This window comes from Inquilinus limosus, assembly GCF_051487185.1.
Taxonomy (GTDB): domain Bacteria; phylum Pseudomonadota; class Alphaproteobacteria; order DSM-16000; family Inquilinaceae; genus Inquilinus; species Inquilinus limosus_F.
Genome location: NZ_JAHVDK010000001.1, coordinates 205,340 through 229,851 on the forward strand (window position 1 = coordinate 205,340; position 24,512 = coordinate 229,851).

The 24,512-nt window shown below is 65.0% G+C and carries 24 protein-coding genes; 16 read left to right on the forward strand and 8 right to left on the reverse strand.

Translation table 11 applies throughout. From position 1 onward, the window contains the following. Positions 1–2: 2 nt before the first annotated feature. The 3 genes from modA to KXR53_RS01025 form a co-directional block, all read right to left on the reverse strand. The gene (gene modA / locus KXR53_RS01015; protein WP_437372518.1) at positions 3–794 is read right to left on the reverse strand and encodes a molybdate ABC transporter substrate-binding protein; all 792 of its coding nucleotides are present in this window, start codon (positions 792–794) and stop codon (positions 3–5) included. A gap of 113 nt (positions 795–907) precedes the next feature. After that, positions 908–1,693: a TIGR00730 family Rossman fold protein gene (locus tag KXR53_RS01020; protein WP_437372520.1), complete on the reverse strand. Its 786-nt coding sequence runs from the start codon at positions 1,691–1,693 to the stop codon at positions 908–910. Between the two features lie 86 nt (positions 1,694–1,779). Continuing rightward, on the reverse strand, positions 1,780–2,745 hold the full coding sequence (locus KXR53_RS01025) for a glycosyltransferase family 2 protein (RefSeq protein WP_437372522.1): 966 nt from the start codon (positions 2,743–2,745) through the stop codon (positions 1,780–1,782). 171 nt (positions 2,746–2,916) lie between these two features. Between KXR53_RS01025 and KXR53_RS01030 the strand changes: the two genes are divergently transcribed. Continuing rightward, positions 2,917–3,126 carry a hypothetical protein gene (locus KXR53_RS01030; RefSeq protein ID WP_437372524.1) on the forward strand — a complete coding sequence of 70 codons (210 nt, stop codon included), beginning with the start codon at positions 2,917–2,919 and terminating at the stop codon, positions 3,124–3,126. Positions 3,127–3,231: 105 nt separating this feature from the next. Here the strand turns inward: KXR53_RS01030 and KXR53_RS01035 are convergent, their stop codons facing one another. Together KXR53_RS01035 and KXR53_RS01040 are read right to left on the reverse strand one after the other, a co-directional pair. Further along, on the reverse strand, positions 3,232–4,230 hold the full coding sequence (locus tag KXR53_RS01035; protein WP_437372526.1) for a glycosyltransferase family 2 protein: 999 nt from the start codon (positions 4,228–4,230) through the stop codon (positions 3,232–3,234). A 127-nt stretch (positions 4,231–4,357) separates the two neighbouring features. After that, a complete protein-coding gene (locus KXR53_RS01040; protein ID WP_437372528.1) occupies positions 4,358–5,086 on the reverse strand; it encodes a TylF/MycF/NovP-related O-methyltransferase in 729 nt (242 codons plus the stop codon). 453 nt (positions 5,087–5,539) lie between these two features. Between KXR53_RS01040 and KXR53_RS01045 the strand changes: the two genes are divergently transcribed. The 3 genes from KXR53_RS01045 (at position 5,540) to KXR53_RS01055 (ending at position 8,949) form a co-directional block, all read left to right on the forward strand. After that, positions 5,540–7,027 (forward strand): lipopolysaccharide biosynthesis protein, encoded by a 1,488-nt coding sequence (locus KXR53_RS01045; protein WP_437372530.1) that lies wholly within the window; start codon positions 5,540–5,542, stop codon positions 7,025–7,027. Positions 7,028–7,117: 90 nt separating this feature from the next. Continuing rightward, on the forward strand, positions 7,118–7,894 hold the full coding sequence (locus tag KXR53_RS01050; protein ID WP_437372532.1) for a glycosyltransferase: 777 nt from the start codon (positions 7,118–7,120) through the stop codon (positions 7,892–7,894). Next, positions 7,894–8,949 (forward strand): polysaccharide pyruvyl transferase family protein, encoded by a 1,056-nt coding sequence (locus KXR53_RS01055; protein ID WP_437372533.1) that lies wholly within the window; start codon positions 7,894–7,896, stop codon positions 8,947–8,949. The genes KXR53_RS01050 and KXR53_RS01055 overlap by 1 nt, the downstream gene beginning before the upstream one ends. A gap of 53 nt (positions 8,950–9,002) precedes the next feature. On the opposite strand, the gene galE is transcribed toward KXR53_RS01055, so the two are convergent. Further along, positions 9,003–10,001, reverse strand: coding sequence for a UDP-glucose 4-epimerase GalE (gene galE / locus KXR53_RS01060; RefSeq protein WP_437372534.1), 999 nt, complete (start codon positions 9,999–10,001; stop codon positions 9,003–9,005). 351 nt (positions 10,002–10,352) lie between these two features. Here galE and KXR53_RS01065 point away from each other — a divergent pair, with 351 nt between their 5' ends. From KXR53_RS01065 to KXR53_RS01115, 11 genes are all read left to right on the forward strand, one after another. Then, positions 10,353–11,321 (forward strand): glycosyltransferase family 2 protein, encoded by a 969-nt coding sequence (locus tag KXR53_RS01065; RefSeq protein ID WP_437372536.1) that lies wholly within the window; start codon positions 10,353–10,355, stop codon positions 11,319–11,321. 66 nt (positions 11,322–11,387) lie between these two features. Beyond that, positions 11,388–12,296 carry a glycosyltransferase family 2 protein gene (locus KXR53_RS01070; RefSeq protein WP_437372537.1) on the forward strand — a complete coding sequence of 303 codons (909 nt, stop codon included), beginning with the start codon at positions 11,388–11,390 and terminating at the stop codon, positions 12,294–12,296. A 254-nt stretch (positions 12,297–12,550) separates the two neighbouring features. Further along, complete coding sequence (locus KXR53_RS01075) at positions 12,551–13,480, forward strand: hypothetical protein (protein ID WP_437372539.1); 930 nt, start codon at positions 12,551–12,553, stop codon at positions 13,478–13,480. An 18-nt stretch (positions 13,481–13,498) separates the two neighbouring features. After that, the gene (locus KXR53_RS01080) at positions 13,499–14,824 is read left to right on the forward strand and encodes an O-antigen ligase family protein (protein WP_437372541.1); all 1,326 of its coding nucleotides are present in this window, start codon (positions 13,499–13,501) and stop codon (positions 14,822–14,824) included. A 228-nt stretch (positions 14,825–15,052) separates the two neighbouring features. Next, a complete protein-coding gene (locus tag KXR53_RS01085) occupies positions 15,053–15,946 on the forward strand; it encodes a class I SAM-dependent methyltransferase (RefSeq protein WP_437372543.1) in 894 nt (297 codons plus the stop codon). A 191-nt stretch (positions 15,947–16,137) separates the two neighbouring features. Continuing rightward, positions 16,138–17,157, forward strand: coding sequence for a hypothetical protein (locus KXR53_RS01090; protein WP_437372544.1), 1,020 nt, complete (start codon positions 16,138–16,140; stop codon positions 17,155–17,157). Positions 17,158–17,356: 199 nt separating this feature from the next. Continuing rightward, positions 17,357–17,965, forward strand: coding sequence for a dTDP-4-dehydrorhamnose 3,5-epimerase (rfbC, locus tag KXR53_RS01095; RefSeq protein ID WP_437372546.1), 609 nt, complete (start codon positions 17,357–17,359; stop codon positions 17,963–17,965). After that, positions 17,962–18,996, forward strand: coding sequence for a dTDP-glucose 4,6-dehydratase (rfbB, locus tag KXR53_RS01100; protein WP_437372548.1), 1,035 nt, complete (start codon positions 17,962–17,964; stop codon positions 18,994–18,996). Before rfbC ends, rfbB begins: the two co-directional genes overlap by 4 nt. Beyond that, positions 18,993–19,847: a dTDP-4-dehydrorhamnose reductase gene (gene rfbD, locus KXR53_RS01105; RefSeq protein WP_437372550.1), complete on the forward strand. Its 855-nt coding sequence runs from the start codon at positions 18,993–18,995 to the stop codon at positions 19,845–19,847. The genes rfbB and rfbD overlap by 4 nt, the downstream gene beginning before the upstream one ends. Positions 19,848–19,898: 51 nt before the next feature. Continuing rightward, on the forward strand, positions 19,899–20,726 hold the full coding sequence (locus KXR53_RS01110; protein ID WP_437372552.1) for an NAD-dependent epimerase/dehydratase family protein: 828 nt from the start codon (positions 19,899–19,901) through the stop codon (positions 20,724–20,726). Beyond that, positions 20,723–21,685: a dTDP-glucose 4,6-dehydratase gene (locus KXR53_RS01115; protein WP_437372554.1), complete on the forward strand. Its 963-nt coding sequence runs from the start codon at positions 20,723–20,725 to the stop codon at positions 21,683–21,685. Before KXR53_RS01110 ends, KXR53_RS01115 begins: the two co-directional genes overlap by 4 nt. 51 nt (positions 21,686–21,736) lie before the next feature. Here the strand turns inward: KXR53_RS01115 and KXR53_RS01120 are convergent, their stop codons facing one another. Then, positions 21,737–23,653 (reverse strand): ABC transporter substrate-binding protein, encoded by a 1,917-nt coding sequence (locus KXR53_RS01120; RefSeq protein WP_437372556.1) that lies wholly within the window; start codon positions 23,651–23,653, stop codon positions 21,737–21,739. Positions 23,654–23,847: 194 nt separating this feature from the next. Between KXR53_RS01120 and KXR53_RS01125 the strand changes: the two genes are divergently transcribed. After that, positions 23,848–24,291, forward strand: a complete 444-nt coding sequence (locus KXR53_RS01125; RefSeq protein ID WP_437372558.1) for a DUF6766 family protein — start codon at positions 23,848–23,850, stop codon at positions 24,289–24,291. Between the two features lie 14 nt (positions 24,292–24,305). Here the strand turns inward: KXR53_RS01125 and KXR53_RS01130 are convergent, their stop codons facing one another. Further along, positions 24,306–24,473, reverse strand: a complete 168-nt coding sequence (locus KXR53_RS01130) for a hypothetical protein (RefSeq protein WP_437372560.1) — start codon at positions 24,471–24,473, stop codon at positions 24,306–24,308. Positions 24,474–24,512: the final 39 nt, after the last annotated feature.

Genomic DNA, 24,512 nt, shown 5'->3' on the forward strand with positions numbered 1-24,512 from the left:
GGCTACTGCGCCAGCACGGTGAAGCCCTGCTTCTCGAACAGCGGCCTGGCGGCGGGCGACTTCAGATAGTCGACGAAGGCCTGCGCCTCGGGCCTGGAGCTGTCGGCCAGCACCGCGACCGGGTACAGGATCGGCGGGTGGCTGTCGGCCGGGAAGGTGCCGATGATCTTCACCCCAGGATCCGCCGCCGCATCGGTCTGATAGACGATGCCGAGCGGGGCCTCGCCGCGCGACACCAGCGCCAGAGTGGCGCGGACGTTCTCGGCCTGGGCCACCTTGCCCTCGACCGAGGACCAGACGCCGAGCGTCTGCAGCGCCGCCTGGCCGTATTTGCCAGCCGGCACCGCCTTCACGTCGGCCATGGCCAGGCGGCCGTCGCCCAGTGCCTCGGCCAGCTCGAAATTCGGGCCGATGGCCAGCTGCACCGCCGAGTCCTTCGGCGCCACCAGCACCAGACGGTTGCCCAGCAGGGTCGTCCGAGTCTCCGGCCGGATCAGCTTGCGGTCGGCCAGATGGTTCATCCAGTCGAGATCGGCCGAGATGAAAATATCGGCCGGCGCGCCGGATTCGATCTGCTTCGCCAGCGCCGAGCTTGCGGCGTAGGAGATGGTGGCCTTGTGCTTGGCGTCGGCCTGCCACTGGGCGTTCACGGCGTCCAACGCGTCCTTCAGGCTGGCAGCGGCGAAGACGGTGACGTCCTGCGCCTTGGCCGCGACGGGCGCACCGAAGGTCGTGACCGCCCCCAGCGCCCCGGCCAAAAGCACGCCCAGCCAGCCGCGTCGTGTGATCCGCATCGTCCTGGTCCCCCTTCCCAGTTGCCGGCCGGGCGTGCCGGCCTGTCCGGCGCGATCTTACCGCGCCGTTATATCCGGGCAAACATTTCGCCAAATGACGCGGGACGGGACGATCAGGACCGCCGCTTCAGCCCCTGCTCGGCCAGCACCGACCAGATCCCTTCGGCGCTGTCGGCGAAGTGGAACAGCTGCAGGTCGCGGGCATCGATCATCCCGTGCTCGACCAGCGCGTCGAAGCCGATCACGGCGCGCCAATAGGCCTCGTCGAACAGCACGATCGGCAAGGCCGAAGAGGACTTGCCGGTCTGGCGCAGGGTCAGCAGTTCGAACAGCTCGTCGAAGGTGCCGAAGCCGCCGGGGAACACGACCAGCGCATTGGCCCGCATCGCCAGATGCATCTTGCGCATGGCGAAGTAGTGGAAGCGGAAGGTCAGCGCCGGGGTGGAGTAGGGGTTCGGCTCCTGCTCGTGCGGCAGGGTGATGTTGAAGCCGATGGTGGGCGCGCCGGCCTCCGCCGCGCCGCGGTTGGCCGCTTCCATGATGCCGGGGCCGCCGCCGGTGGCGATGACGTTGTCGCGCAGCCCGCCCTTGTCGCTCACGGCGCCGCCGCGCTCCGACGCGATACGGCCGAACTCGCGAGCCTGGGCGTACCATTCGGCGTGGCGGCCGGGCCCGTCCTCGCGGACGCGGGCGCTGCCGAAGACGACGATGGTGGAGCGCACGCCCCAGGCGCGCAGCGACTCCTCGGCCTTGGCGTATTCCAGCATCAGTCGCACGCCGCGCATGGAATCGCCGAGCAGGAAATCCTGGTCGAGCTCGGGCAGGCGGAACGACGGCGACGCCATCTGCGCCGCGTTCGGACGATCGGGGGGCGGACGGTCGGGGGCAGGCTTGCTCATCGCCCCTGTTAAGCAGATCGCAGCACCGCCGGGAAGAGGGCCCTCCGCCACACCCGGCGCCGCGCGAGGCCGCCCGAGCCGCCGCGTCAGGCCCAGTAGCGCCGGTTCAGGCTGATCCGGCGCTTCAGCGGGCGCGGAATCCGGGTTTCGCGGCGGCCGCAGTGATAGGCGGCCAGCTTGATCGCGCTGCGCAGCAGGGCGGACGGGATCGCCAAGGGCTGGTGCCGGGCCAGGTGCCGCAGCTCGGACTGCATGAAGCGCCGGCCTTCGCCTTCGGCCCTGCCGAAGCGCTCCAGCAGCCAGGGCGCGCGGGCATGCATCACGCCGACATCGAAATAGCGCCGGAACTCCTCGCCCAGGCTGTAGCCGTGCGAATGGCGCACCCGAGCTTCGGCGACATAGGCCTTGGCCCAGCCCGACAGCAGCATCCGGCCGGTCACCGCGGCGTCCTCGCCGAAGATGGTGCCGGACGGGAAGCCGCCGACCATCTCCAGCGCCCGCCGGCGATAGGCGGCGAAGGAGTTGGAGCAGAAGGTCGCCTTGATCCCGGCGCTCACCGCATCCTGCGGGCGCAGCACGGCGCTCTCCGGCGGGTAGTTGAACAGTCGGGCATGCGCCTCGATCGCCCCGGCGCCGTGATGCGGCAGCTGTCGGCCATAGGCGACGCCGACCTGGGGATCGGCGAAGGCGGCGACGATGCGGGCGATGGTCTCGCCATCGGCCGGCACCGCATCCTGGGTCAGGAAGACGACCACCTCGATCCGCGGCGACAGCCGATTGACCGCCCGCTGGCGGGTGCCGCCATGGTCGAATTGCGACCGCGGGATGACCATCACCTCGGCGCCCGCCGCCCGGAAGCGCTCCGCCGTGTCGTCGGTCGAGCTCGAATCGATGACGAGCAGGGCCCGCGGCTGGAAGGACTGGACCTGCAGCGCCGGCAGCAGGACGTCGAGATGCTTCGCCGCGTTCAGGGTCGGGATGACCAGGGCGACGCGATCCTCGGATATCGTCGGCTCGACCCCGAGCACACTATCCGTGTCGAAGGGCGTCATGCTCGTCTCCGCGGATGGTGCAATGCAACATTGTTACGGCAATTTTCCATCGCGGGCCAGTAGTACTCATTCCTAGAGCAGGTTCGAAGGCATCCGCGACGGTCTCTCCCGGGAACTGAACGCCAGGAGAGGCTGAGGGATCGGCCGCCTTGAGAGCCGTAGGAGACGATCTTGGCAGTGTCGGGGCGTTTCCGTGATCGGGCCGTGGCGGTGACGCCTGATGTCGCCGCATCGCCCCTGGCGGCCGGGCACAAGGCCGCGGCCCCGATCGGCGGCGGCCGCGTGTCGCCGCTGCAGGTCGAACTTGTCATGCCGTGCGCGTCCCCCTTCGGTGCGGTACCGGCCGCGGGCAACGAACAAACACGCGACGCGCAACAATGATCCAGCGAAGCGACGCGCCGAGCCAAGGCGCCGGCTTGGCGCGGGCTGCGAAGATGGGGCCTGTGACCGGATCAGGCGCTTTCGATGCTCAGCCGCGGCAGCGGGTCAGCGGATCGCCCCCGCCGATCGAAGGGCGCTCTTCGCCGCTTTCGCCGCCGTAAAGGCCGGATAGCAGAAGGTCAGCAGGAACAGCCTCATGCTGGCCATGGCATAGCGGCGGACGGTTGCCGGGAAGAGGCGCAGGGCCGGATCATTCAGGGTCAGGCCGCTGGTGCGGATCGCAATCATCGCGTTGATCAGCACCCGGATGACGAGGCGGCGCAGGCTGCCATAGGTCTCCGGCTTGAGTCCCGGGGTCTGGAGCATCGTCTCCAGCGTCTTCGCGGCGCAGAAATAGCCGTAGATGTGCCGCTCCGACTTCCGACGGGTCATGATCGAATTGGCGCGGACCCGTCTCAGGAAGTACTCCCTGTCGCACACATAGGCGCGGCCGCATTTCACGAACAGCCGCGGCGTGTGCTCCTCATCCTCGTGGAAGATCGGCAGGAATTCGAGGTCGTTCCGGCGCGACACGGCGAGCCGATGGATGTACAGCCAGGAGGTCGGGAGATAGTTCTTCCGGCCCACCTGGAAGTTCAGCAGGTCCTCGCCGGTCGGGAACAGCCCCTCGGTGCGCTGCCGGTAATCGATGAGCGTGTGGTTGCCGCCCTGATTCTCCTCGTCCAGGAACGAACGCCCGGAGAAGCAGAACAGGTCGAGATCCGGATGGGCTTCCAGCGTCGCGCGAAAATCGGCGAACAGACCGTCCGCGAGGATGTCGTCCGAATCGAAATAGTAGATGAAATCGCCGGTCGCCGCCGCCGTCCCGACGTTCCGCGCCGTGCCGAGCCCCTGGTTCTGCGTGTGGATGATGCGGATGTTGTCGAACCGGCCGTAGAGCTCCTCCACGATCTGCCCGGTGCGGTCGGTCGAGCCATCGTCGACGATGATGATCTCATCGGCCGGCGAGGACTGGTTGACGACGGAATCGATCGCCGCCTGCACGTATCTCTCGACATTGTAGGCCGGGATGACCACGGACAGTCGGGGCGGCTGGTTCGGCATCAGGCATCCCGGAAGTGGGCCGTGCATGCGGGACGGCCTGTATAGTGAGGGGCCAAGGAGATGGCAATGTGATGGCCGAAGCGAGCCGTCGTCCGGGGATCGCCCGGAGCGAGGCCGGTGGGTCGCGTCAGCTCACGCGCCGCAGCAGGACGTTCTCGCCATCCTCGAACCGGAAGTCGGATCGGCGCGCCATGAACTCGTCGGTTGCCGTCCTGCAGCCGGAATAGTCGTGATAGTCGTCGATCAGGACCACGCCGCCGGGGCTGATCCGATCGGCCACCGCCGTCAGGCAGTACAGCACCGGGTCGTACCAGTCGCAGTCGATGTGGGCGAGGCTGATCGCCCCGAGCGGCGCCGCGGGGACGGTGTCCTCGAACAGCCCTTTGTGCAGGGCGAGCGTCCTGCCGTTCACCTCGAGCCCGTGGCGGGCCAGCGACCGGCAGACATCGCCATAGAGGTCCTGGCGATAGCCGTAATACTCGTCGCCGCCGATGCCCCTCGACTGGCCCGCGGCGATCGTCTCGTACCGCTGCTTGGCGCGGTCGTCGTCCTTCTCCGAGGTGGGGGGCGGGATCATCCCGAACACATCGAAGCCGTGGAAGTTGCGCCCGCCGGCGCCGGCGGCCTTGGCCAGGATGATGGTGCTGCCGCCCAGGGCGATGCCGAATTCGACGATGTCGCCCGGAATGTTCCGGTTGCGGATGTGCCGCAACGCCTTCTCCAGACGATGCAGCCTGACCGGAGACAGATAGGTCAGCTTCTCCCGCACCACGGCCTTGGTCGTCTGGCTGAGCGACCGTCGCAGCACCGCCAGGTGTGCGCGCCGGATGAAGCGGTGGGCGGCCGAGATGGGCATGGAAGCTCCGAAGCGGTCGTTGCCGAAGGAGACGATGCGATAGATCCAGATCGCGGGCAAGTGTCGCCGAGGCGTGTCCAGTCCTGGCCGTCACCTCCGCTCGATCCCCGCCAAGTGCCTGGAAACAGGATGAGCGACGATCGAGTGTGTCGAGTCTGAGGATTTGCTGCAGCTGCCGGTCTGAGGCTTTGCTGCAGGTACCAACTGGAGGGCGGATCTCGCCGGCGAGGTCTGGCGAAATATTGCGGGATCAGGTTCGCCCTTCGGCGGAGCGACCAGACATCGTTCCGCCACGATGTGCGGATGACATGAGGCTTGCGCCGTGCGCTCGCAGAGCCCTGATCGCAGCTTGTCGACACACCGTTCCCCTGCTAGGGGAGGCGGCGGCCGGGTGGATATATCGGCGGCGCTCGGGTGCCTTTGGAACCGGCATGAATTGCCAAGTTGGGGCGAATGGCTGCGCAAGGGTTGAGTGGCAAGCTGGCGAGGGGCGCAGCATGGGTTGCCGCAACGCGGGCCTTGATCAACCTCATCGGGTTCGGCAACACGCTGCTTCTGGCGCGCCTGCTCACGCCGGCGGATTTCGGCGTTGTGGCGATCGCCAGCACGGTCTCCTTCGTGGTGAGCTCGTTGACCGAGCTGTCCCTCTCCCAATCGCTGATCCAGCATCGCAATCCTGAGGAAGAGCACTTTCACAGCGCCTGGACGCTGAACCTGGCTCGATCGGCCGTCCTTGCTGCCCTGGTCATCGCGCTGGCCCATCCGATCGCCTGGATCTATTCCGATCCCCGGCTTGGCCCGATCATGCTCGTGATCGGGGCCGGTGCGCTGCTGCCCGGCCTGACCAATCCAAAGCTGGTGACGTTTCAGAGAAACCTCGTCTTCTGGCAGGACTTCGTCCTGAACGTCTCTCAGCGAGCGGCCGGGCTGGCCTTCGCCGTCGTCGTGGCGCTGGTGTTCCGCAACTATTGGGCCATCGTCGCTGGAATCATCGCGACGCAGGTCTCGGCGGTCCTGCTGTCCTTTCTGTTCGTGCCGTATCGTCCGAAGCTGCGACTCCGGCGGGCGCGAGAACTGCTGTCCTTCTCGGTCTGGCTGTCGCTCGGCCAGGCGGTCAATACGATCAACTGGCGCACCGATCATCTGGCGATCGGCTACGTCCTCGGCGGCACCGCGCTCGGACACTACACCGTCGGCGACAATCTGGCGGTTCTTCCGACGCGCGAGGCGACGGCGCCGCTGGCGCAGACCCTGTTTCCCGGCTTCTCGCGCATCAACGACGATCCGGTGCGTCTGCGGAACGCCTATCAGCGCGCGCAGACCCTGCTCTGCGCGGTGGCGCTGCCGGTCGGCTTCACCTTCGCGCTGGTCGCGAAGCCTCTGGTGCTGCTGGCCATGGGGGCCAAGTGGCTTCCGGCGGTGATGATCATCCAGTTCCTGTCCGGGATCTTCGCCATCCAGACGCTTGCGTCCTCGCTTCAGCCTCTGGCGATGGCGCTGGGGGCGACGCGCAGCCTCTTCATCCGGGACCTGATCAATCTCGGAATTCGCATCCCGATCCTCATCGCCGGGATGGTGCTCTATGGCATTCCCGGGGTCATCATTGCCCGCTGCATCAGCGGCATGGCGAGCACGCTGGTCAACATGGCGATGGTGCGGCGGCTCCTGGCCTTGCCCATCCGTGCGCAACTTGCGGCCAATGCCCGCGCGCTGGTCAGCACGATGGTGATGGTGGCGCTCGTGGGCGCCTGGGACAGATGGATCGGAGACGGCACCGACCCCCTGTTCCTGGCCGGCAAGATTGCGATCATGTCGATTTCTGCAGCTTCGATTTATGTGGCGTCCACGGCCTTCCTCTGGAGGATCGCCGGCCGGCCGTCCGGTCCGGAGAGCGAAGTCGCGTCGCTCGTCGCGAGCGCCCTGAGGCGCGGGTCGGCATGAAGGATCGCCGCAACGTCTCAGAGGTCTCCCGGCGGGATCGCGATCGGCCCAGGCCTCTTACGGCTGCACGGTGTTGAAGGGGACACGTTGATGGCCATACCGAAGATCGTCCACTACGTCTGGGTCGGCCCAAAGGCGTTGCCGGAGGAGGACCGGCAGCGTGTCGAACAGTGGCGCGGCGTCCTGCCCGACTGGGAGTTCCGCTTCTGGAACAATGACAACGTCAATTTCGGAAGCCGCTATCTCTCGCAGGCCTACTCGGTCCGGGCCTGGAACCGCGTGTCGGACTATACACGCATGGACGCGCTGTCCAGATTCGGCGGCGTGTATCTGGATACCGACATGGAGCTTCGCCGGCCGCTCGATCCGTTGCTGGGCAATGCCGCGTTCCTGGGCTTCCAGATGGGCGATGAGAGGCCGGATGTGATGGTCAACGGCGCGATTTTCGGGGCGGAACCGGGGCATTGGCTGCCGGCGACGATACGGGACATCTTCGACAAGCAGCTGGACGGCCATACCAATATCGGTTCTTTCGCCGGGCCGGGCCTGATCACAAAGGTGCTCCAGGACAATGGATTGAGAGGCTACTCGGACGAAGGCGTCACCGTGCGGGATGTGACGATCTACCCGAAACGCTTCTTCTATCCCTATTCATGGTTGGAGGAATACAGCCCCGAGGTGGTGACCCCGGACACCTTCGCTATCCATCGTTGGGCTGAAACATGGGTCGTGAACGATCAGAGTTTGCGGACACGGCTCAAGCGTGCATGGATGAGGCAATTGGCCCGCTATCTGCCCAAGACAGCGTTGTGGAGCGCCAAGATGGCGGTGCGACGGGGTAGCCAGCGAGCGACAGGGAGGTCATGATGGATACCGTCGCGATCGTTGACACCGCCATCTGCACCGACAATCTCGGCGACGAGATCATCATGGATGCGGTCAATGACGTGGTCTGGGAGCTGTTTCCGGACGCGTATATTTTCCGGGTCCCAAGTCACGAGGCGTTGTCGGACCGCACACGCAAGTTTATCCGGCAGGCGGACTGGTGCTTCATCGGCGGAACGAATCTGCTGTCCTCCGACATCGGTCCCAAAGGGCTCTGGCGCCTGGACAGGATGGGGGCTGCCGCCTATGGCTCCACGCGGACCGTCTGCCTCGGGACCGGCTGGAACAAGTACATGTCCGACGCGACGCCGGAGACGCGGAGCCTGCTCCAGACCGCACTGTCCCCCGATCTGATCCACTCCGTCCGCGACAGCTATACGGCCAGTCACCTGGAGAAGGTCGGGCGCAAGGCGGTCACGACCTCCTGCATGACCACCTGGTCGCTGACCCCGGAACACTGCAGCAGCATCCCGACGAAACGGGCCTCGTCGGTCGTCTTCACGCTGTCCGCCTGGCGAGCGGATGTGGATGCCGATCGTGCCTTCGTCGAGTTGCTGAGGCGTCGTTACAGACGCGTGTATTTCTTTTCTCAGATGCAGAACGACTACGACTATTTCCGTAAGTTCGGATGGGATGACATATCCGTCGTTGCCGTCACCACCCAGGCGTACGACCGCTTCCTCGAAAATGAGGACGTCGATTTCGTCGGGACCCGGCTCCACGGCGGCATCCGCGCGATGCAGAAGGGCCGGCGTGCCCTGATCCTCGCGATCGACAACCGCGCCACCGAACTCGGCAAGGATACCGGCCTCCCCGTCGTCCAGCGCACTGATACCGCCGGTATCGACGCTTGGCTGGAGCGGGAAGAGCCGATCCGGCCCAGCCTTCCCCGCGACGCGATCGATCGCTGGAAAGCGCAGTTCCGCGGCGAGGCCGCCGCGGCAGTCCCGAAGCCTGCCCCCGTCGCCGAGCCGACCGCGGGGCGATACCTGTCCCGTCTGAGACGGGCCCTGACGCGGGTCTACTCGCCCGCCTGACCTTCCGCTCCGGATAAGACGGATGCCCTGGGGCATCCGTCGCCCTGGCGATGTCAGACGCTGGGACCGCCAGACTGCCTCTGGTACCAGTGCCACGCGGTCCGGATCGACTCCTCCAGACCGAAGCGGGGGCGGAAGCCCAGCGCTGATGCGGCGAGGCTGGGATCGGCGACGAGGGTCGGCGAGTCGCCGGGGCGGGGCGGCGAGAGCCGGACCGGAACCGGGCGCCCGGTCACCCGCTCCACCGCGGCGATCACCTCGCGAACGGTATGGCCCGTGCCGGTCCCGAGATTGAATGCCCGCGACGGGCCGCCGGCGAGCAGATAGCGCAGGGCGCGGACATGGGCATCCGCCAGATCGGCGACGTGGATGTAATCGCGGATGCAGGTCCCGTCGGGCGTGGGATAGTCGTCGCCGAGGATCTCGATATGCGGGCGATGGCCGGCCGCCGCCATCAGGACCAGCGGGATCAGATGGGTCTCGGGATCGTGCGCCTCGCCGATCTGGCCGTCGGGATCGGCGCCGCAGGCGTTGAAATAGCGCAGCGCGGCCCAGCGCAGCCCGTAGGCGGCGGCGAAATCGGCCAGCATGCGCTCGATCATCAGCTTCGAGGCGCCATACGGATGGATCGGGTGCTGCGGCGTGTCCTCGGCGATCGGGATGCGCTCGGGCGGGCCGTAGGTGGCGCAGGTGCTGGAGAACACGACAGTGCCGATGCCGTGGCGGCGCGCGGCCTCGAGCAGGCTGAGCGACCCCGAGACGTTGTTCCGGTAGTACAGGGCTGGCTCCGAGACCGATTCCCCGACATAGGTCAGGGCCGCGAAATGCAGGATGGCGACCGGCTTGTGGCGCGCCATGATCCGGTCCAGCGCCGCCCCGTCGCCGATATCGGCCTCCTCCAGCGGTCCCCATTGGACGAAGCCGCGATGTCCTCGCGACAGGTTGTCGACCGTGACCGGAACAAAGCCGGCCGCCGCCAGGGCCTTGCAGGCATGGCTGCCGATGTAGCCGGCGCCGCCAGTGACCAGGACGGAGGGATTTTCGTGGTTCATCTGGGGGAGAATCCTGCCTTGAAGCCCTTCTGAGACGTGGCCGCCCCGGTCGATATTTCACGCCCGTCGGTCAAGAAGATGGCATGTCTGCCACATCCCCCCGCCGGCCGCAAAGCTGCCCATTCTTCCCGTCTTGAAGACCGATGGCATCAATTGGGTCGGCAGGGATCCGCGGTTGGTATGCCGATCCGTACCTTCGGCGGATCACTGGACGATCAGGGGTACCCTGGCCGCGCCGGTCTCCACGGGCGTGGCCAAGCTTTCGCGGCCGTGATACGAGCATCGTGTTGCCGGGGATCCGTCGCCATGGCGCATGCCAACGGACCCCGAGGGCCGGATGGAGCGGGGCGGATGATCGAGGATCGGTCGAGAGACTCTGCGTGCCCCGATGTGGACGTGCTCGTCGCCACATACAATGGCGAGCGGTTCCTGCCTCAGCTCCTTGACTCCCTGCTGCAGCAGAGCCACGGGCGCATGAACGTCATCATCGGGGATGACGGTTCCAACGACCGGACGCACGAGATCGTCGAAGCCTATCGTCCGCGGTTCGGCCGCCTCGAATTTCACGATTTCGGCGCCGAGGCGTCGCACGGGGCCTGCGTCAACTTCTCCCGACTGATGGGCAAGGCCGGATCCGACTATGTGATGTTCTGCGACCAGGACGATGTCTGGCTGCCGACGAAGATCGAGCGGACCTTGGGGCTGATGCGGTCCGTCGAAGCCGCGCGTGGACCGGATCTGCCGATCCTGGTGCACACGGATCTCAAGGTCGTCGATCGCGACCTGGCGCCGCTCGCCGAATCGATGTGGCGATCGCAGGGCATCGATCCGGGGCAGACATCGGTCCGCAGGTTTATCGTGGAGAACAATGTCACCGGCTGCACCGCCATGATCAACCGGGCGCTTCTCCGCCTTGTCGGCGACGTCCCGCCGCAGGCGATCATGCATGACTGGTGGATCGCCCTTGCCGCGGCCTGTTTCGGGACGATCGCCCATCTGCCGGAGCAGACGATCCTGTATCGGCAGCACGGTGCCAATGCCATCGGCGCGAAGACCTGGGGTGTTCAGGCCATCTGGCGGCAGATGATCGACGTGCTGACGGGAGGAGGGGCCGCCGCGTCAGTGCAGAAGACGATCGACCAGGCGGGCGCGTTTCTCGGCCGCCACGGCGACGGCATGGACGATGCGACGCGAGCGCTCTTCTCGAAATACGCCGCCGTCAAATCGATGCCGAAATTGGAGCGAAAGCTGTTCCTGATCCGGAACGGCCTGGTCAAGGCCAAATGGCAGAAGTCGCTGGGGCAGATCCTGGTGACATGACCGGCCGCACGCCGCCAGCGACACGGATCTTCGCAGGGCGCCGGACGCGCATTTCGAGGACGAAGGATGCCCCAGGTCTCCGTCATCATCCCCACCTACAACCGCGCGGAGACGATCGAGGCTGCGGTGCGCAGCGTGCTGCAGCAGACCTTCCAGGATTTCGAGATCCTGGTCGTCGACGACGCGTCGACAGATGACACGGTCGCCAGGTTGGCCCGCATCGAGGACGCCCGCCTGACCGTAATCGCGGCACCGACGAATGGCGGCGGGGCGCGCGCCCGCAATCTCGGCCTGGAGCGGGCGACGGCGCCCCTGGTCGCGTTCCAGGACAGCGATGATTTCTGGCTGCCGACCAAGCTCGCCAGCCAGGTGGCGCTGCTGCACCAGGCCGGCGCCGGGGCGATCGCCACATTCTGCAGCTTCATCTATCTGTCCGGGCCGCGCACGGCGGTTCTGCCGGCAGGCACTGAGATCGCGCCGGCCGAGATCGCGCGGACGCTGTTCCGGCGCAATCTGATCAGCACCCAGACGCTGCTGGCGCGGCGCTCGGAGATCGAGGCCATCGGCGGCTTCGATCCGGCCATGCCCCGTTTTCAGGATTGGGAGCTGTGCATCCGCCTGGCGCAGCGCGGCGAGATCCGCCACGACCCGGTCCCCCGCGTCGTCGTCTGCGCCACACCGAACAGCATCTCGACCCGGTACGAGGCCAGTCTCGAGGCCCGGCAGCGCATCATCGATCTCTGCCGCAGGCTCGATGCGCCCAGGGAGGCGCAGGCGGCACAGTGCTTCACCCTGGGCACGCGGCTCCTCGCCGTCGGGCGCACACAAGAGGCGGCAGAGGCGTTCCGCGACGCCCGGGGACTCGGCGGCGGCCTCAAGCCGCGCGTTGGGATTGCGCTGTCCTATCTGCCGAGCGGGCTGTTCAAGACCTTCGCCGAGCCCGCTATTATCCGGAGGGACAGCGGCCTGCGCTGACGGCTCTCGGGCGACCAGGCGCGGGTCGCGGGCGGTAGGGGAGTTGATTGTCGCAGCCGTGGCGTTGTAGAGACGTGGGCGCCTTCGACGACATGGACGGTTGGGAAGATCCCAGGAACCGCGGATCGGGACACGAGAACGAAGCCGCCTGGCATGGCACCGGAGTGCGGATGAGGACAGCGTGATCCGATGCACCTCGGCTTTCTGAAGTCGGCGCGGCGAAGGAACCGGGCAGGATCTGCCATGGAGAATCTATGACGGTCACACGTGAATTTCCTGGCCTCAGCGTTCCTGATCCCGTGGTGACGGCACCATCCGGGGCCAGGAGATTCGCCGTTTCGAAGTGGGAAGTCATCGCGGCCGCTGCTGTCGTCCTGTCAGTCTGGATGCTGGTAGGTTTTTATCTGGCAACCGCGATTCCACGTTATACAGCCTCGGTCGTCATTGGATCCGCGGGGCCGGACAGCAATCAAAGTTCAGCTTTATCTTCTGCGCTGTCCGCCCTTTCCATACCGACTTCTACGAGCACAAGAAACAACGCGACTGAGAAGTATCTGTACGTCATCACAACGGCCAGCTTTGCTAAGCGGCTTATCGAAAAGTACGGTTTTGAGAAATTAATTTTCAGGGATCGCTGGAATGGCAGCGAATGGACTGCACCGCGCGGCCTCACCAACAAGCTCTCCATCGCCCTCAGGGAGCTGTTTGGCTACCAGCCTTGGGCTCCACCTGATGAAGTTGATGTGTCCAATTACCTGACCAACAACCTGCTGCTGGAGTCGGACGCCGACAGCGGCTTTGTGAAGATCTCCTTCGACAATAGCAGCCGGGATCTGGCGGCCAGGGTCCTGGACATCGTCACGACAGAGGGTGATGCGTATCTCAAGGAGGTGAACGAGGGGCTTTATCTGTCCCAGCTTGACTTCGTGACGAAGAAGATCGCTGAGACCAGCAATCTTGAGGTGATCAACGCGCTTCGCGCTTATCTCGTGAATGTCGTGCTCAGCAAGACTCTGCTGAGCGACAGCAACAGCTACGCCATCCGCACCTGGGGCGGCGTCAGCGTGACCAGCCTTCCGACCAAGCCGCCGGTGGTGATGGCGTTCCTGCTCGGTTTCGTCCTCGGCCCGATTCTGGCCCTCTCGCTGATATTCTTCGGGCGCTGGATCCGCCCAAGGGCATGACCCGGATCAGGTCGGCAGATGCGTAGCGATACGGGCCGATCCGTCGGCGCGGGCCCTGCGATCGGGCAGGCCGACCGTGCGGCGTTCAGGGGCGCCGTGATGCTGCTGTTCGTGGCCGTCATCCTCGGGATCGGCAGTTCGCTTGCGATCCTGGCCCTGCAGGTGCTGCTGCTGCTGGCGCTTCTCGCCTTTGCCCTGAAGGACGCGATCGCCCGGCGGTTTGCCGTGGATCCGACCTTTGGAGCCCTGGGGTTGATTCTGCTGATTGTCAGCTACGCCATCGTTGCAGCGTTCATTTCGTATTCCGATGCGAGCTATGCGGCAGGCATTCAGATCAAGTTTATGCTCACCTTTCTTTCGACCCTTTTCATTGTTTGGATTTTATATTACTCGATTGTGAATAAATTGATTTCTCCCGAGTCTGTTCTGAAGTGTGCTATATATGCCTTTGTGATATATAGTCTTGGGAAGATCGCGCTTAATATTTTTATCGTTATGCAGTTGCTTCAGGAGAATGAGCTAAGAGAAGTTATCAGAAACAGCCTTGGGGCAGCCTTCATTAGCACTAGTCTATTTTTTGGTTTGATCAGAATTAATTTGCCGCCGGACTTTGGGATACCGGTAGTTATTTTCTGTCTTATAACGTCAAGCAGATTGGGGATCTCGATCTCCGGCAAGGCGAAGGCCTTCTACATCTTTGCCCTGCTGTCGGCCATGCTGATCGCGTATTCGCGCTATCTTTGGGGGGTGGCGTTCTGCGCGACCTTCTTTGCGACCCTGGTCATGGGTAGAAAGCATCTGCTCGTCTTTGTCCTGCTGTCGGCAGGGCTTTCGGGATTTGCGCTAGCAAATGAGGAAATTTGGACCACTATCGAGAATAGATTTTCCTCATACGCGGTCGATGCCTCAGATAAGCTTCGTGATACTCAAATGAAGGCTTTGCTGGATTCAATAAATTCTCAACCCTTTTTTGGAAAAGGGTTGGCAACTTATGTTCCGTATCTTATCAGATCGAAGAATTCTCCTTACAGCTACGAATTGCAGATATTGGCAACAATGATGCAATTTGGAATTATCGGTATAATTCCAATTATGGTTTTCCTCTCCGCCTTTGTGTCCACAATTAAAACAAGAGATATATTTATATATTCGGTCATCTGTGTAATGTATGCATTCTGGATTCTGGCAGGATTCACCAATCCCTCTTTGATCGGGCGGGCTGCGGCGATCGTATTTGTGATGTTTGTATGCGTGGGGTTCTTGTCGCCGCGGCTAGAGCGCGGCGCGGAGTCGCGAAAGACCGGCGCGGAACATGCGGTGGCCGCGGTGCGACGGCCGAGATAGGGGATTGCCCGGCTGTGCGGGGACGATTGCCCGTCCGCGCGGTTTTCGTCGGGAATGGGTGTCGGCGGGAGCGGGCGACGCGGGCGGTCGCTGGGCAGCTTGGCCACATCACCGTTCCGGAGGCTTGACCGGAACTGTCTGAACCGGCAGTTATGGAGCCGGAAAGCGTGCTGTTCGACCCACCTCATGCGGAGTATTCGCAGACCCCTTGCCTCAGAGGGTTAGTCGATGAATATCAAGCAGACCATCAAAAACACGGTCCCGGCGCCGGTTTTCTCCATCATCAGGGATGTTCCATGGGCTGTCCGTGATTTGTTCGATCGCGGTGCTCAAGATGAACTGATGCCGCCATTGCGATTGATGCGCGACGGGCCGAGGGGCCGGAAGATCTGGTCGGAGGCCGGAGAAGAGGTGGTGCGCTTCTACCGCGATATCCTGCGGCTCGATCGAAGCGCTGTCATGCTGGATATCGGCAGCGGTATCGGGCGCCGGACGATCCCGTTGCTGGCCTATCTGGATGACAAGGCGCGTTATATCGGCCTCGACATCGACCCGGATCAGGTCCGCTGGTGCAGCCGCAACATTACGCCGCGGAACTTCCGTTTCAGCTTCATCCACATCGATGTCTTCAACAAATTCTACAACCACTCCGGTGCCATTCCCCCGTCCAAGCTCGTTCTGCCCTTCCCGGACAATTCCTTCGACGTCGTCTCGCTGTGGTCGGTCTTCACCCACATGTATCCGGACGACGTGTCGCACTATCTTGCCGAGATTGGCCGCGTGCTACGCCCAGGCGGCCGGCTGGTCGCGTCGTACTTCCTGATGAACGATGACACCAAGGCCGGCCTGAAGAGCGGGACGATCAATCGCACCCTGTATCCGGGCGACCGCTACTGGACCACCAATCCAAACATGCCCGAGGACATGATAGCGCTGGACGAAGCTTGGCTGCGCCGTGCCTATGCCGATGCGGGTTTGGCCTTCACCGAGCCCGTCCTCCGCGGTCGCTGGGCCGGTGCCAAGGTCGATCCGGGTCTGTTCGGTCTCAACTGGCAGGATATCGTCGTGGCACAGGCCGCAGACTCGACGCACTCGCCCATCCTGTCCGGAGGTGTGGTTTAGGGGGCTGTTTCGAAGAGCCACGTACTCCATATCGTCCATACTGCTCTGGTATCACAGGCCCGGCCGGCTATGATCCGGGCGGTGATGGACGCCCACATCGAGGCTCCATCAGGACCTCGACAGTCCTTGAATCACAAGGTCCACCGCCGCTCAGCCCTTTGAGGGCGGCTCTGGGAGACAAGGAGGAGTACATGGCCTGGGGTAAGCCGTCATTGGCATGCTGTTCGGCTCTGATATGGGCTCTGAGCGGAAGTGCTTCGGCTCAGAGTCTTCTACATTGCGCAGACGGCATCGACGCTCCCGTCTGCGGAGACGGCACGATACAGGCCGACGTGTTTGGTTCGACCCTGAAAATCAGGACGTCGACACGGATGGGTGGCGCGATCGAATCTCTCACCTGGAACGGCAAGGAGTTCATCAACAGCTCGGACCACGGCCGCCTGATGCAGTCGGCCTCGAGCTTCAATAAGCTGGGCGAATGCTACAACCCCACGGAGGCCGGCTCGACCTATGACAAGCGCGGGAAGTCAAGCAGTCAACTGATCGAGTTCTCCGCCCAAGGAAACAGGCTGACGAGCACCAATCGCCCGGCCTACTGGAAAAACTGCGTGCGTGACAGGGGTGACAGGGTTGTCTCCAACTCGTCGTCTCCTCAATTGCTCGAAAGCGTAGGCGGAAAACAGGAGCTGTCAAAGCCTTCAGACCACATGTTCTCGAAGGATGTCACCATAGGGTTTGAAGGACATCCCAATATCATCGTGTATAAAGTGACGTTTCAGCTTCCCGATTCGTCCCCCTTCACGCAGGCCGTCTTTGAGCCATTGACGGCTTACATGCCCACCAACACGGTGTCCGAGTTCTTCAGATACGCGCCCGTCAGCAAGGCGTCCTGTTCCTGGCCGGAGATGTGCCGCTTGCCGGACGCACCAAAAGGATATAGTCAAACACTCCCCCTCATTCTGTCTTCGTCGGACGGTGAGTATGCAATGGGCATCTACTCACCGGATGTTGTTTCCGCCACCGATGCTCGCGCCCGCGAGAATTTCTATAATTTCTTTTCCACTCCCACTGTCGTCAAATGGAATGTAACGGCCGTCAGGGACAATCCTTCGGCTGGAGAATATTCATTTACGGAGTACGTGGTCATTGGTTCGAAGGAGCAGGTGAGGGACGGGATAGATTTTCTCTACACTCGTTTTCACAAAAAATAGGGCTCGCCGAGGCAGCTGCGGCGGACCAGGGCGGTCGGGTCAAGCTGGTTGGGACAGGCAGGCGGACGCGATCGAGGCGTCCGTCGGCTTGATCCCAAGGAGGTGCCTGCCGATAGGCCCGCGCGACAGGCGCGGTTCAGGAGGGGGCGCCGCTGGCCTCGGCTCTGGGGAGTCGACAGGTGGGGGATGGGGCGATAGGGTGGCGCGCCTTTGGAAGTCCGGTGATGGGGGGCTTGAGTTGGTTGAGCTGTCGTCAACTGAAATACCGGACGTGAAGCTCGTCAAATTACGCAGATTCGAGGACGCCCGCGGCTATTTCTTTGAAACCTGGAACTCGGACAAGTTTCGGAACGCGGGTCTGCCGGTCGACTTCGTCCAGGACAACCAAGCCGGCAGCGCCGCCCCCGGTACGATGCGCGGCCTGCATTACCAGGCCCCGCCGCATGCCCAGGGCAAGCTGATCGGCGTGATCCGCGGCTCGATCTTCGATGTCGCGGTCGACATCCGCCGCGGCTCGCCGACCTTCGGCCGCGCCGTCGGGGTGACGCTGACCGCGGCCGAGCCGAGCCGGCTCTGGGTCCCGGCCGGCTTCGCCCATGGCTACGTCACGCTCGAGCCGGACACCGAGGTCGTCTACAAGGTTACCTCCGGCTACGCCCCGCAGGCGGAAGGCGGCATCCGCTGGGACGACCCGGCTCTCGGCATCGACTGGCCGATCCCGCCGGCCGAGATGATCGTCAACGACCGCGACCGCAGCTGGCCGCGTCTCGCCGACGCGCCTGCCCATTTCCGGTACGGTGCAGCATGACCACCTTCGTGACCGGCGGCGCCGGCTTCATCGGCTCGGCCCTTGTCCGCCAGCTCGTCGCCGACGGCGGGACCGTCGTCACCATCGACAAGCTGACCTATGCCGGCAACCTGGACAACTTGGCCGGGCTGGACGCCACCGGCCGGCACCGCTTCGTTCAGGCCGACATCTGCGACGTCGATGCGATGCAGGCCCTGTTCACCGAGCATCGGCCGGACATCGTCTATCATCTGGCGGCCGAAAGCCATGTCGACCGTTCGATCGACGACCCGCTGGCCTTCGTCCGCACCAATGTGATGGGCACCGCCAGCCTGCTGACCGCGGCGCTGGGCTACTGGCGCGGCCTGCCGCAGGGCAACGGCTTCCGCTTCCTGCATGTCTCGACCGACGAGGTCTATGGCGAGCTCGACGCGACCGGCCTGTTCTCCGAGACCAGCCCCTATCAGCCGAACTCGCCCTATTCCTCCAGCAAGGCCGGCTCCGACCACCTCGCCCGGGCTTGGCACCGCACCTACGGCCTGCCGGTGATGGTGTCGAACTGCTCGAACAATTACGGGCCATACCAGTATCCGGAGAAGCTGATCCCGGTCGTCACCCTGAACGCGCTCGAGGGCAAGAAGCTGCCGATCTACGGCCGAGGCGAGAATGTCCGCGACTGGATCCATGTCGACGACCACGCCGCCGGGCTGCGGGCGATCATGGCCAAAGGCCGCCCGGGCGAGACCTATCTGATCGGCAGCCGGTCGGAGCGGACCAACATCGACCTGGTCCGCCGGATCTGCCGCATCCTCGATGAGCTGCAGCCGGCGGCGACGCCCTATGAAAACCTGATCACCTTCGTCACCGACCGGCCGGGCCACGACGCCCGCTACGCCATCGACCCGACCAAGGCCGAGACCGAGCTGGGCTGGCGCCCGCAGCGCAGCCTGGAGCAGGGGCTGCGGGAGACCGTCGCCTGGTACATCGCCAACCGCGACTGGTGCGCCCGGGCCGGCGAGCGCAGCCGCCTCGGCCTCGGCCAGGCCGCATGACGCTCGTCGTCTTCGGCGCCGGCGGCCAGGTCGGGCGCGAGCTGACCGAGCTGGCGCGGGCCCAGGGCCTCGCCGTGCGGGCCTTCGCGCGGTCGGAGGTCGACATCACTGATGCCGCCGCGGTCGCCGCTGCCGTGCAGGGGGCCGACTTCGTCGCCAACTGCGCCGCCTACACCGCGGTCGACAAGGCGGAAGCCGACCGCGACCAGGCCTTCGCCGTGAACGCGACCGCGCCCGGCCTGATGGCGCGGGCCTGCGCCGAGGCCGGCGCGGCCCTGCTGCACATCTCGACCGACTACGTCTTCCGCGGCGACGGCGACCGGCCGTGGCGCGAGGACGACCCGATCGCGCCGCTGTCGGCCTATGGCGAGAGCAAGGCGGCGGGCGAGGCGGCGGTCCGGGCGGCGCTGCCGCGCCATGTCATCCTGCGCACCGCCTGGGTCTTCGCCGCGCACGGCCACAACTTCGTGCGCACCATGCTACGGCTCGGGGCCGAGCGGTCGGAGCTGCGCATCGTTGCCGACCAGCGCGGCGGCCCGACCCCGGCCACCGACATCGCCGCGGCGATCCTGGCGATCCGCGACCGGGCGCTCCTGCCCGGCTTCGCCGGCTGGGGCACCTTCCACTTCGCCGGTGCCCCGGCCACCACCTGGTACGACTTCGCCGCGGCGATCTTCGCCGAAAGGGGAGGCGCGGCCCCGGTGCTGCACCCGATCGCGACCTCGGATTATCCGACCCCCGCACGGCGGCCGTCGAATTCGGTGCTGGATTGCGGCAAGATCGGCCGGGTGTTCGGGCTGGCTCAGCCCGACTGGCGCCGCGCGCTCTCTGCCATCGTGCGGTCGCAATAGGGACGCAGAAAGCCACGCCGGCCGGGGGGCCGCTTCGCATGCGGGGGATGAGTGGTTGATGTGCTGGTGATCGGGCGGTCGAGCTTTCTCGCCCGCAGCTTCGTCGATGCCTATGGCGCCGCCGGCATCCGCCACGCCGCCTGGGCCGATGTGGCGCGGCCGGAGACCTTCGACGGCATTGGCTGCGTCGTCAATTTCGCCCTCGATCCGCGCTACATGCGCGAGGCCTATGATCCGGCGCTCGACTGCGACCGCACACTGGCCGAGGCGATTGGCCGAGCCCAGCGCGACGGCCGCATGCCGGCGGACGCGCATGTGGTGATGATCAGCACCCGCAAGGTCTACGGCCCGGCCGGGGACGAGCCCCTGGTCGAGACCCGGCCGCCGGCGCCGCAAGATGCCTATGGCCGCAACAAGCTGGCGACCGAAGACCTGCTGCGGGACCGGTTCGGCCCGCACCTCACCATCCTGCGCCTGTCCAACATCTTCGGCTTCGAGGACCTGCCGGGCCGCCGCACCTTTCTCGGGGTGCTGCTGCGGTCGCTGCGCGAGGAGGGGGTGATCCGCTATGACGTCAATCCCTTCACGCCGAAGGACTTCCTGCCGGTGGAAGCCTTCGCGGCGGCGCTGGCCAAGGTGGTGCGGGCACGCCCCGGCGGCCTGTTCAACCTTGGCTCCGGCGTCGCGCTCGAGATCGGCTGGCTGGCGATGTGGATCCTCGAGGGCTATGGCCGCGGCAGTCTCAGCATCGTCGATCCGTCCATTCGCGATGCGTTCACGATGAATGTGGATCGTTTCGTCGCGCGGTTCGGCCCGGTCGCCGGCCGCGAGGACATCCGTGCGGCCTGTCTGGCCATTGGAAGGAGACTTGGGGGTTGAACAAGATCGTCATCACCGGTGCCGCCGGCTTCCTCGGCTCACATCTCGCCGACCTGTTCGTGGCGCGGTATCCGGAAGCCCGCTTCGTCTTCTTCGACAAGATGACCTATTCGGCGGATATCGAGAACATCGTGCACCATCTGCACGACCGCCGGCGCCAGCTTCTGGTCGGCGACATCTGCGATCCGGAATTCTGCCGCCAGGCGACGGCGGGGGCCGATCTGGTGATCCACGCGGCCGCCGAGAGCCATGTCGACCGGTCGTTCATGAACGCGACCCGCTTCGTCCACACCAACGTCTTCGGCACTCACACGCTGCTCGAGGCGTGCCGGATGAACCAGGTGCCGCGGATCATCCACGTCTCGACCGACGAGGTCTATGGCGAGGTGCTGGAGGGCGAGGTCGACGAGGACACGATCCTCAACCCGACCAACCCCTATTCGGCGTCGAAGGCGGCGGCGGAGATGATGGTCCGCAGCCTGATCCATTGCTACAGGATGCCGATCCTGATGATCCGCGGGAACAACATCTTCGGCGCCCGCCAGTATCCGGAGAAGATCATCGCCCGCTTCTGCCTGCGCCTGGTGCGCGGCGAGAAGCTGCCGATCCACGGCAACGGTAGCAATGTCCGCCACTATCTGGCGGCGCAGGACATGGCCGAGGCGATCGCCCTGATCAACGAGGTCGGCGAGATCGGACAGGTCTACAACATCGGCTCGGACGAGGAGTACACCAACCTGCAGGTCACGCAGATGATCTGCGACGCCTTCGGCGTCCGGATGCAGGACGTGGTCGAGTTCGTCGAGGATCGGCCGTTCAACGACCGGCGCTACTCGATCTCCTCGCGCAAGCTGCGCAGCCTGGGCTGGGCGCCGCGGCGCCGCCTAGCCGAGGAGATTCCGGCCATCGCCCAGTGGTATCGCGAGAACGCCAAGCGCTACGAGTGGCACGAGGTTTAGCCCGCGGGCTAAGTGTGAAGGGGCGCGCCCGGCCGGACGCGCCCCGTCGGGTCAGGACGGATCGACCCAGAAGGTGTCGGGGCGGTAGATGCCGAAATGCGCCCCCGGGTCCCAGGAGAAGATGCCCTTCTCCGGCACGTTGTGCAGCCGGGTCTTGACCACGACCGGCTGCAGCACGCCCTGCACCGTGCCGATCGAGGTCACCTGGTCGGCCTGGATCTTGATCATCTCGCGGGTAATCGCATCGCGCCGGGCCTGGTCGGTGGTGCCGCGCCATTCGTCGTAAAGGGCCATCAGCGTCTCGCCGAAATCGAGGTCCGGCTTCTCGCCGGCGCCACCCTTGGTCTGCACGTACTGCCCCCATTTCGGGTATTGCAGCCAGTTCTGATCGACCGGCGCCAGCCCCGACGGCACGGTCGTCGGCGTGATCATCGCGTTGTCCAGGCCGCTCCACACCGACATCACCACATCGCCGGCGAAGATCCGCTGCAAGAACACGTCGCGCTGCGACTGGGCGGTGTGCAGGGCGATGCCGATCTTGGCCCAGCTCTCGCGGATCAGCTGCAGGATGTCGGCCTCGATGCTGCGCTCGCCAGCGCTCTCGACCACGATCTCCAGCCGCTTGCCGTTCGGCATCAGGCGGATGCCGTCGCCGTCGCGCTTGGTCAGCCCGATCTCGTCCAGCAGGGCGTTGGCCTTCTCGGGATCGAACTGGGTCCATTCCGCGGCCAGGGCAGGGTCGTAATAGGGCGATTCCGGCAGAACCGTGTTCTGGCTCGGCCGCGCTTGGCCGAAGAACACGGTCTGGTTGATCTCCTCGCGATCGATGCCGAGCGACAGGGCACGGCGGAAGCGGACATCTCGGTTCAGCGCCTGCCAGTCCTTGTCGTTGCAGTTCAGGTTCGGATACAGCGCGACCTCCGAGCCGAGGGCGGTCGGCCACAGCCGCACCTTGTAGCCGCCGGCCTGCTCTCCCGCCTTGAGAAAGCTGATGTTGTCGAAGCGCAGGCCGCGGGCCTGCAGGTCAGATTCCCCGGTCCCGGCCTTGGCCGGGATCAGCGATCCCTCGACCACATTGACGACGACGCGGTCGAGATAGGGCAGTTGCCGGCCCTGGCTGTCGACCCGGTGGTAATAGGGGTTGCGGACGAAGACGAAGCGTTCCGCCGGCGCCTTGGTGCTGTTGACCCAGGGCTCCAGCACCGGCAGCTCCGGATTGGCCGAATCGATCAGCTTGCTGCGCTGAGTGTAGAGCGCCACCCAGTTGCGGGCGCCGGCCTCCTTGACCTTCGTCTCCAGCGCCGCCGCATCGGCGTATTTCTTGTGGAACTGCTTCAGGTAATGCGCCGGTGCGAAGATGTAGAGCGGGCTGGCGCCGGCGACCGCCGGCAGGAACTCCGGGTTCGGCTTGGACCAGGAGTAGCGGACCGTCAGCGGGTCCGGGAACTCGACCTTCGGCAGCTCGCCATCGACCAGCAGGCGTGAATCCGGGCCGTAAGGCATCAGCTCCTTGTCCAGCGACACGTCCTCCCAGAAATAGCGGAAGTCGTCGCTGGTGAAGGGCTGGCCGTCGGACCATTTGTGGCCGGGCCGCAGATGCAGGGTGAAGACCTTCTCGCCCTCGACATCGACCGACTGCAGGAGGTCCGGATGCAGCTTGAAGTCGGGGCCGTAGCCGACCAGCCGGGCGTAGCTGTAGGTGTTCATGATCCGGATGTCGCGGGCGCGGCCGGCCATCCAGCTGATCTGGCCGCCCTGGCGGCCCGGTTCCTTGCCCTCCGCCGCCACGTCGACCACGGATGGGGCCTCGGGCACCCGCTTCGCCACCGGCGGCAGCTTGCCGGCCGCGACGTCCTGCTCGTACATCGGTGTCTCGACCAGCGTGAGCGAAGCGGCGCCGGCCGGGACGGCGACAGCCAGCGCGACGGCAGCCGCAGCGGCCGCAGCAAAACGGAAAATCCAGGTCATCTGCCTACCCTGTTGTGGGTTTTCTGATCGTACCCTCGAAGGCCGGCAGTATCGGTCCCCCAGGGGTGGATTGTGAAGCCGACAATTGGAGCAAGGTCCCAGTCCACCCCTCCGCCGGAACGGAACGGCCCTTCGGAAAGTCATTCCATCTGAGTCCGCTTGCGGTCGCGCAGGCCTTCGACGGAGGCACCGACATGTCGCATTCGATCTGGAAACGCTACGGCTATGGATGGGTGACGCTCGGCTTCTTCATCATTTCCCTGATCGGGCACTGGCTGTTCGGGTGGTTCGCCTATGTCGACGAGCAGCGGCAGCACGGGGCTGTTCCGGAGATCGCCGCCTATGTGGTCGAGATGTCCCGCGACACGCTCGAGAACTGGCAGTCGGAATTCCTGCAGCTGCTCTGGCAGATCGGCGGCCTGGCCTTCCTCCTCTATGTCGGCTCGCCGCAGTCGAAGGAGGGCGACGACCGGATGGAGGCCAAGCTCGATGCCATCCTGGCCGCGGTGGAGCCGGAGCATGCGGACGCCATCATCGACGAGATCGATCGCGAATATACGGGCCGGCATACCGATCCGCGCTGGAGCCGCCTGACTGCCGCCGTAGCGCAGTCGCATCAGGGCGGACAGGGGCGATGACGGGCGAGTCCCGGTCACCCGCCTTCGCGATAGTTCTTGCGGACCGTCTCCTCGGAGGCCCGCTTCATCTCTCGGCTGCGGTTGCGGTGGCGCCATTGCATGGTGCCGTAGATCATGCCCGCGGCCAGAAGCGCGACGAGCAGCACGTCGACCACGAGCCACAGCCATCCGCCGATATCCATGGCGACCTTCCACCGTGATCCGGGCGGGCGACCCGAAAG

Bases quoted from the DNA above. Each gene is read 5' to 3' on its own strand.
- modA (WP_437372518.1), bottom strand. From the start codon at position 794: ATGCGGATCACACGACGCGGCTGGCTGGGCGTGCTTTTGGCCGGGGCG.
- KXR53_RS01020 (WP_437372520.1), bottom strand. From the start codon at position 1,693: ATGAGCAAGCCTGCCCCCGACCGTCCGCCCCCCGATCGTCCGAACGCG.
- KXR53_RS01025 (WP_437372522.1), bottom strand. From the start codon at position 2,745: ATGACGCCCTTCGACACGGATAGTGTGCTCGGGGTCGAGCCGACGATA.
- KXR53_RS01035 (WP_437372526.1), bottom strand. From the start codon at position 4,230: ATGCCGAACCAGCCGCCCCGACTGTCCGTGGTCATCCCGGCCTACAAT.
- KXR53_RS01040 (WP_437372528.1), bottom strand. From the start codon at position 5,086: ATGCCCATCTCGGCCGCCCACCGCTTCATCCGGCGCGCACACCTGGCG.
- KXR53_RS01045 (WP_437372530.1), top strand. From the start codon at position 5,540: ATGGCTGCGCAAGGGTTGAGTGGCAAGCTGGCGAGGGGCGCAGCATGG.
- KXR53_RS01050 (WP_437372532.1), top strand. From the start codon at position 7,118: ATGGCCATACCGAAGATCGTCCACTACGTCTGGGTCGGCCCAAAGGCG.
- KXR53_RS01055 (WP_437372533.1), top strand. From the start codon at position 7,894: ATGGATACCGTCGCGATCGTTGACACCGCCATCTGCACCGACAATCTC.
- galE (WP_437372534.1), bottom strand. From the start codon at position 10,001: ATGAACCACGAAAATCCCTCCGTCCTGGTCACTGGCGGCGCCGGCTAC.
- KXR53_RS01065 (WP_437372536.1), top strand. From the start codon at position 10,353: ATGATCGAGGATCGGTCGAGAGACTCTGCGTGCCCCGATGTGGACGTG.
- KXR53_RS01070 (WP_437372537.1), top strand. From the start codon at position 11,388: ATGCCCCAGGTCTCCGTCATCATCCCCACCTACAACCGCGCGGAGACG.
- KXR53_RS01075 (WP_437372539.1), top strand. From the start codon at position 12,551: ATGACGGTCACACGTGAATTTCCTGGCCTCAGCGTTCCTGATCCCGTG.
- KXR53_RS01080 (WP_437372541.1), top strand. From the start codon at position 13,499: ATGCGTAGCGATACGGGCCGATCCGTCGGCGCGGGCCCTGCGATCGGG.
- KXR53_RS01085 (WP_437372543.1), top strand. From the start codon at position 15,053: ATGAATATCAAGCAGACCATCAAAAACACGGTCCCGGCGCCGGTTTTC.
- KXR53_RS01090 (WP_437372544.1), top strand. From the start codon at position 16,138: ATGGCCTGGGGTAAGCCGTCATTGGCATGCTGTTCGGCTCTGATATGG.
- rfbB (WP_437372548.1), top strand. From the start codon at position 17,962: ATGACCACCTTCGTGACCGGCGGCGCCGGCTTCATCGGCTCGGCCCTT.
- rfbD (WP_437372550.1), top strand. From the start codon at position 18,993: ATGACGCTCGTCGTCTTCGGCGCCGGCGGCCAGGTCGGGCGCGAGCTG.
- KXR53_RS01120 (WP_437372556.1), bottom strand. From the start codon at position 23,653: ATGACCTGGATTTTCCGTTTTGCTGCGGCCGCTGCGGCTGCCGTCGCG.
- KXR53_RS01125 (WP_437372558.1), top strand. From the start codon at position 23,848: ATGTCGCATTCGATCTGGAAACGCTACGGCTATGGATGGGTGACGCTC.
- KXR53_RS01130 (WP_437372560.1), bottom strand. From the start codon at position 24,473: ATGGATATCGGCGGATGGCTGTGGCTCGTGGTCGACGTGCTGCTCGTC.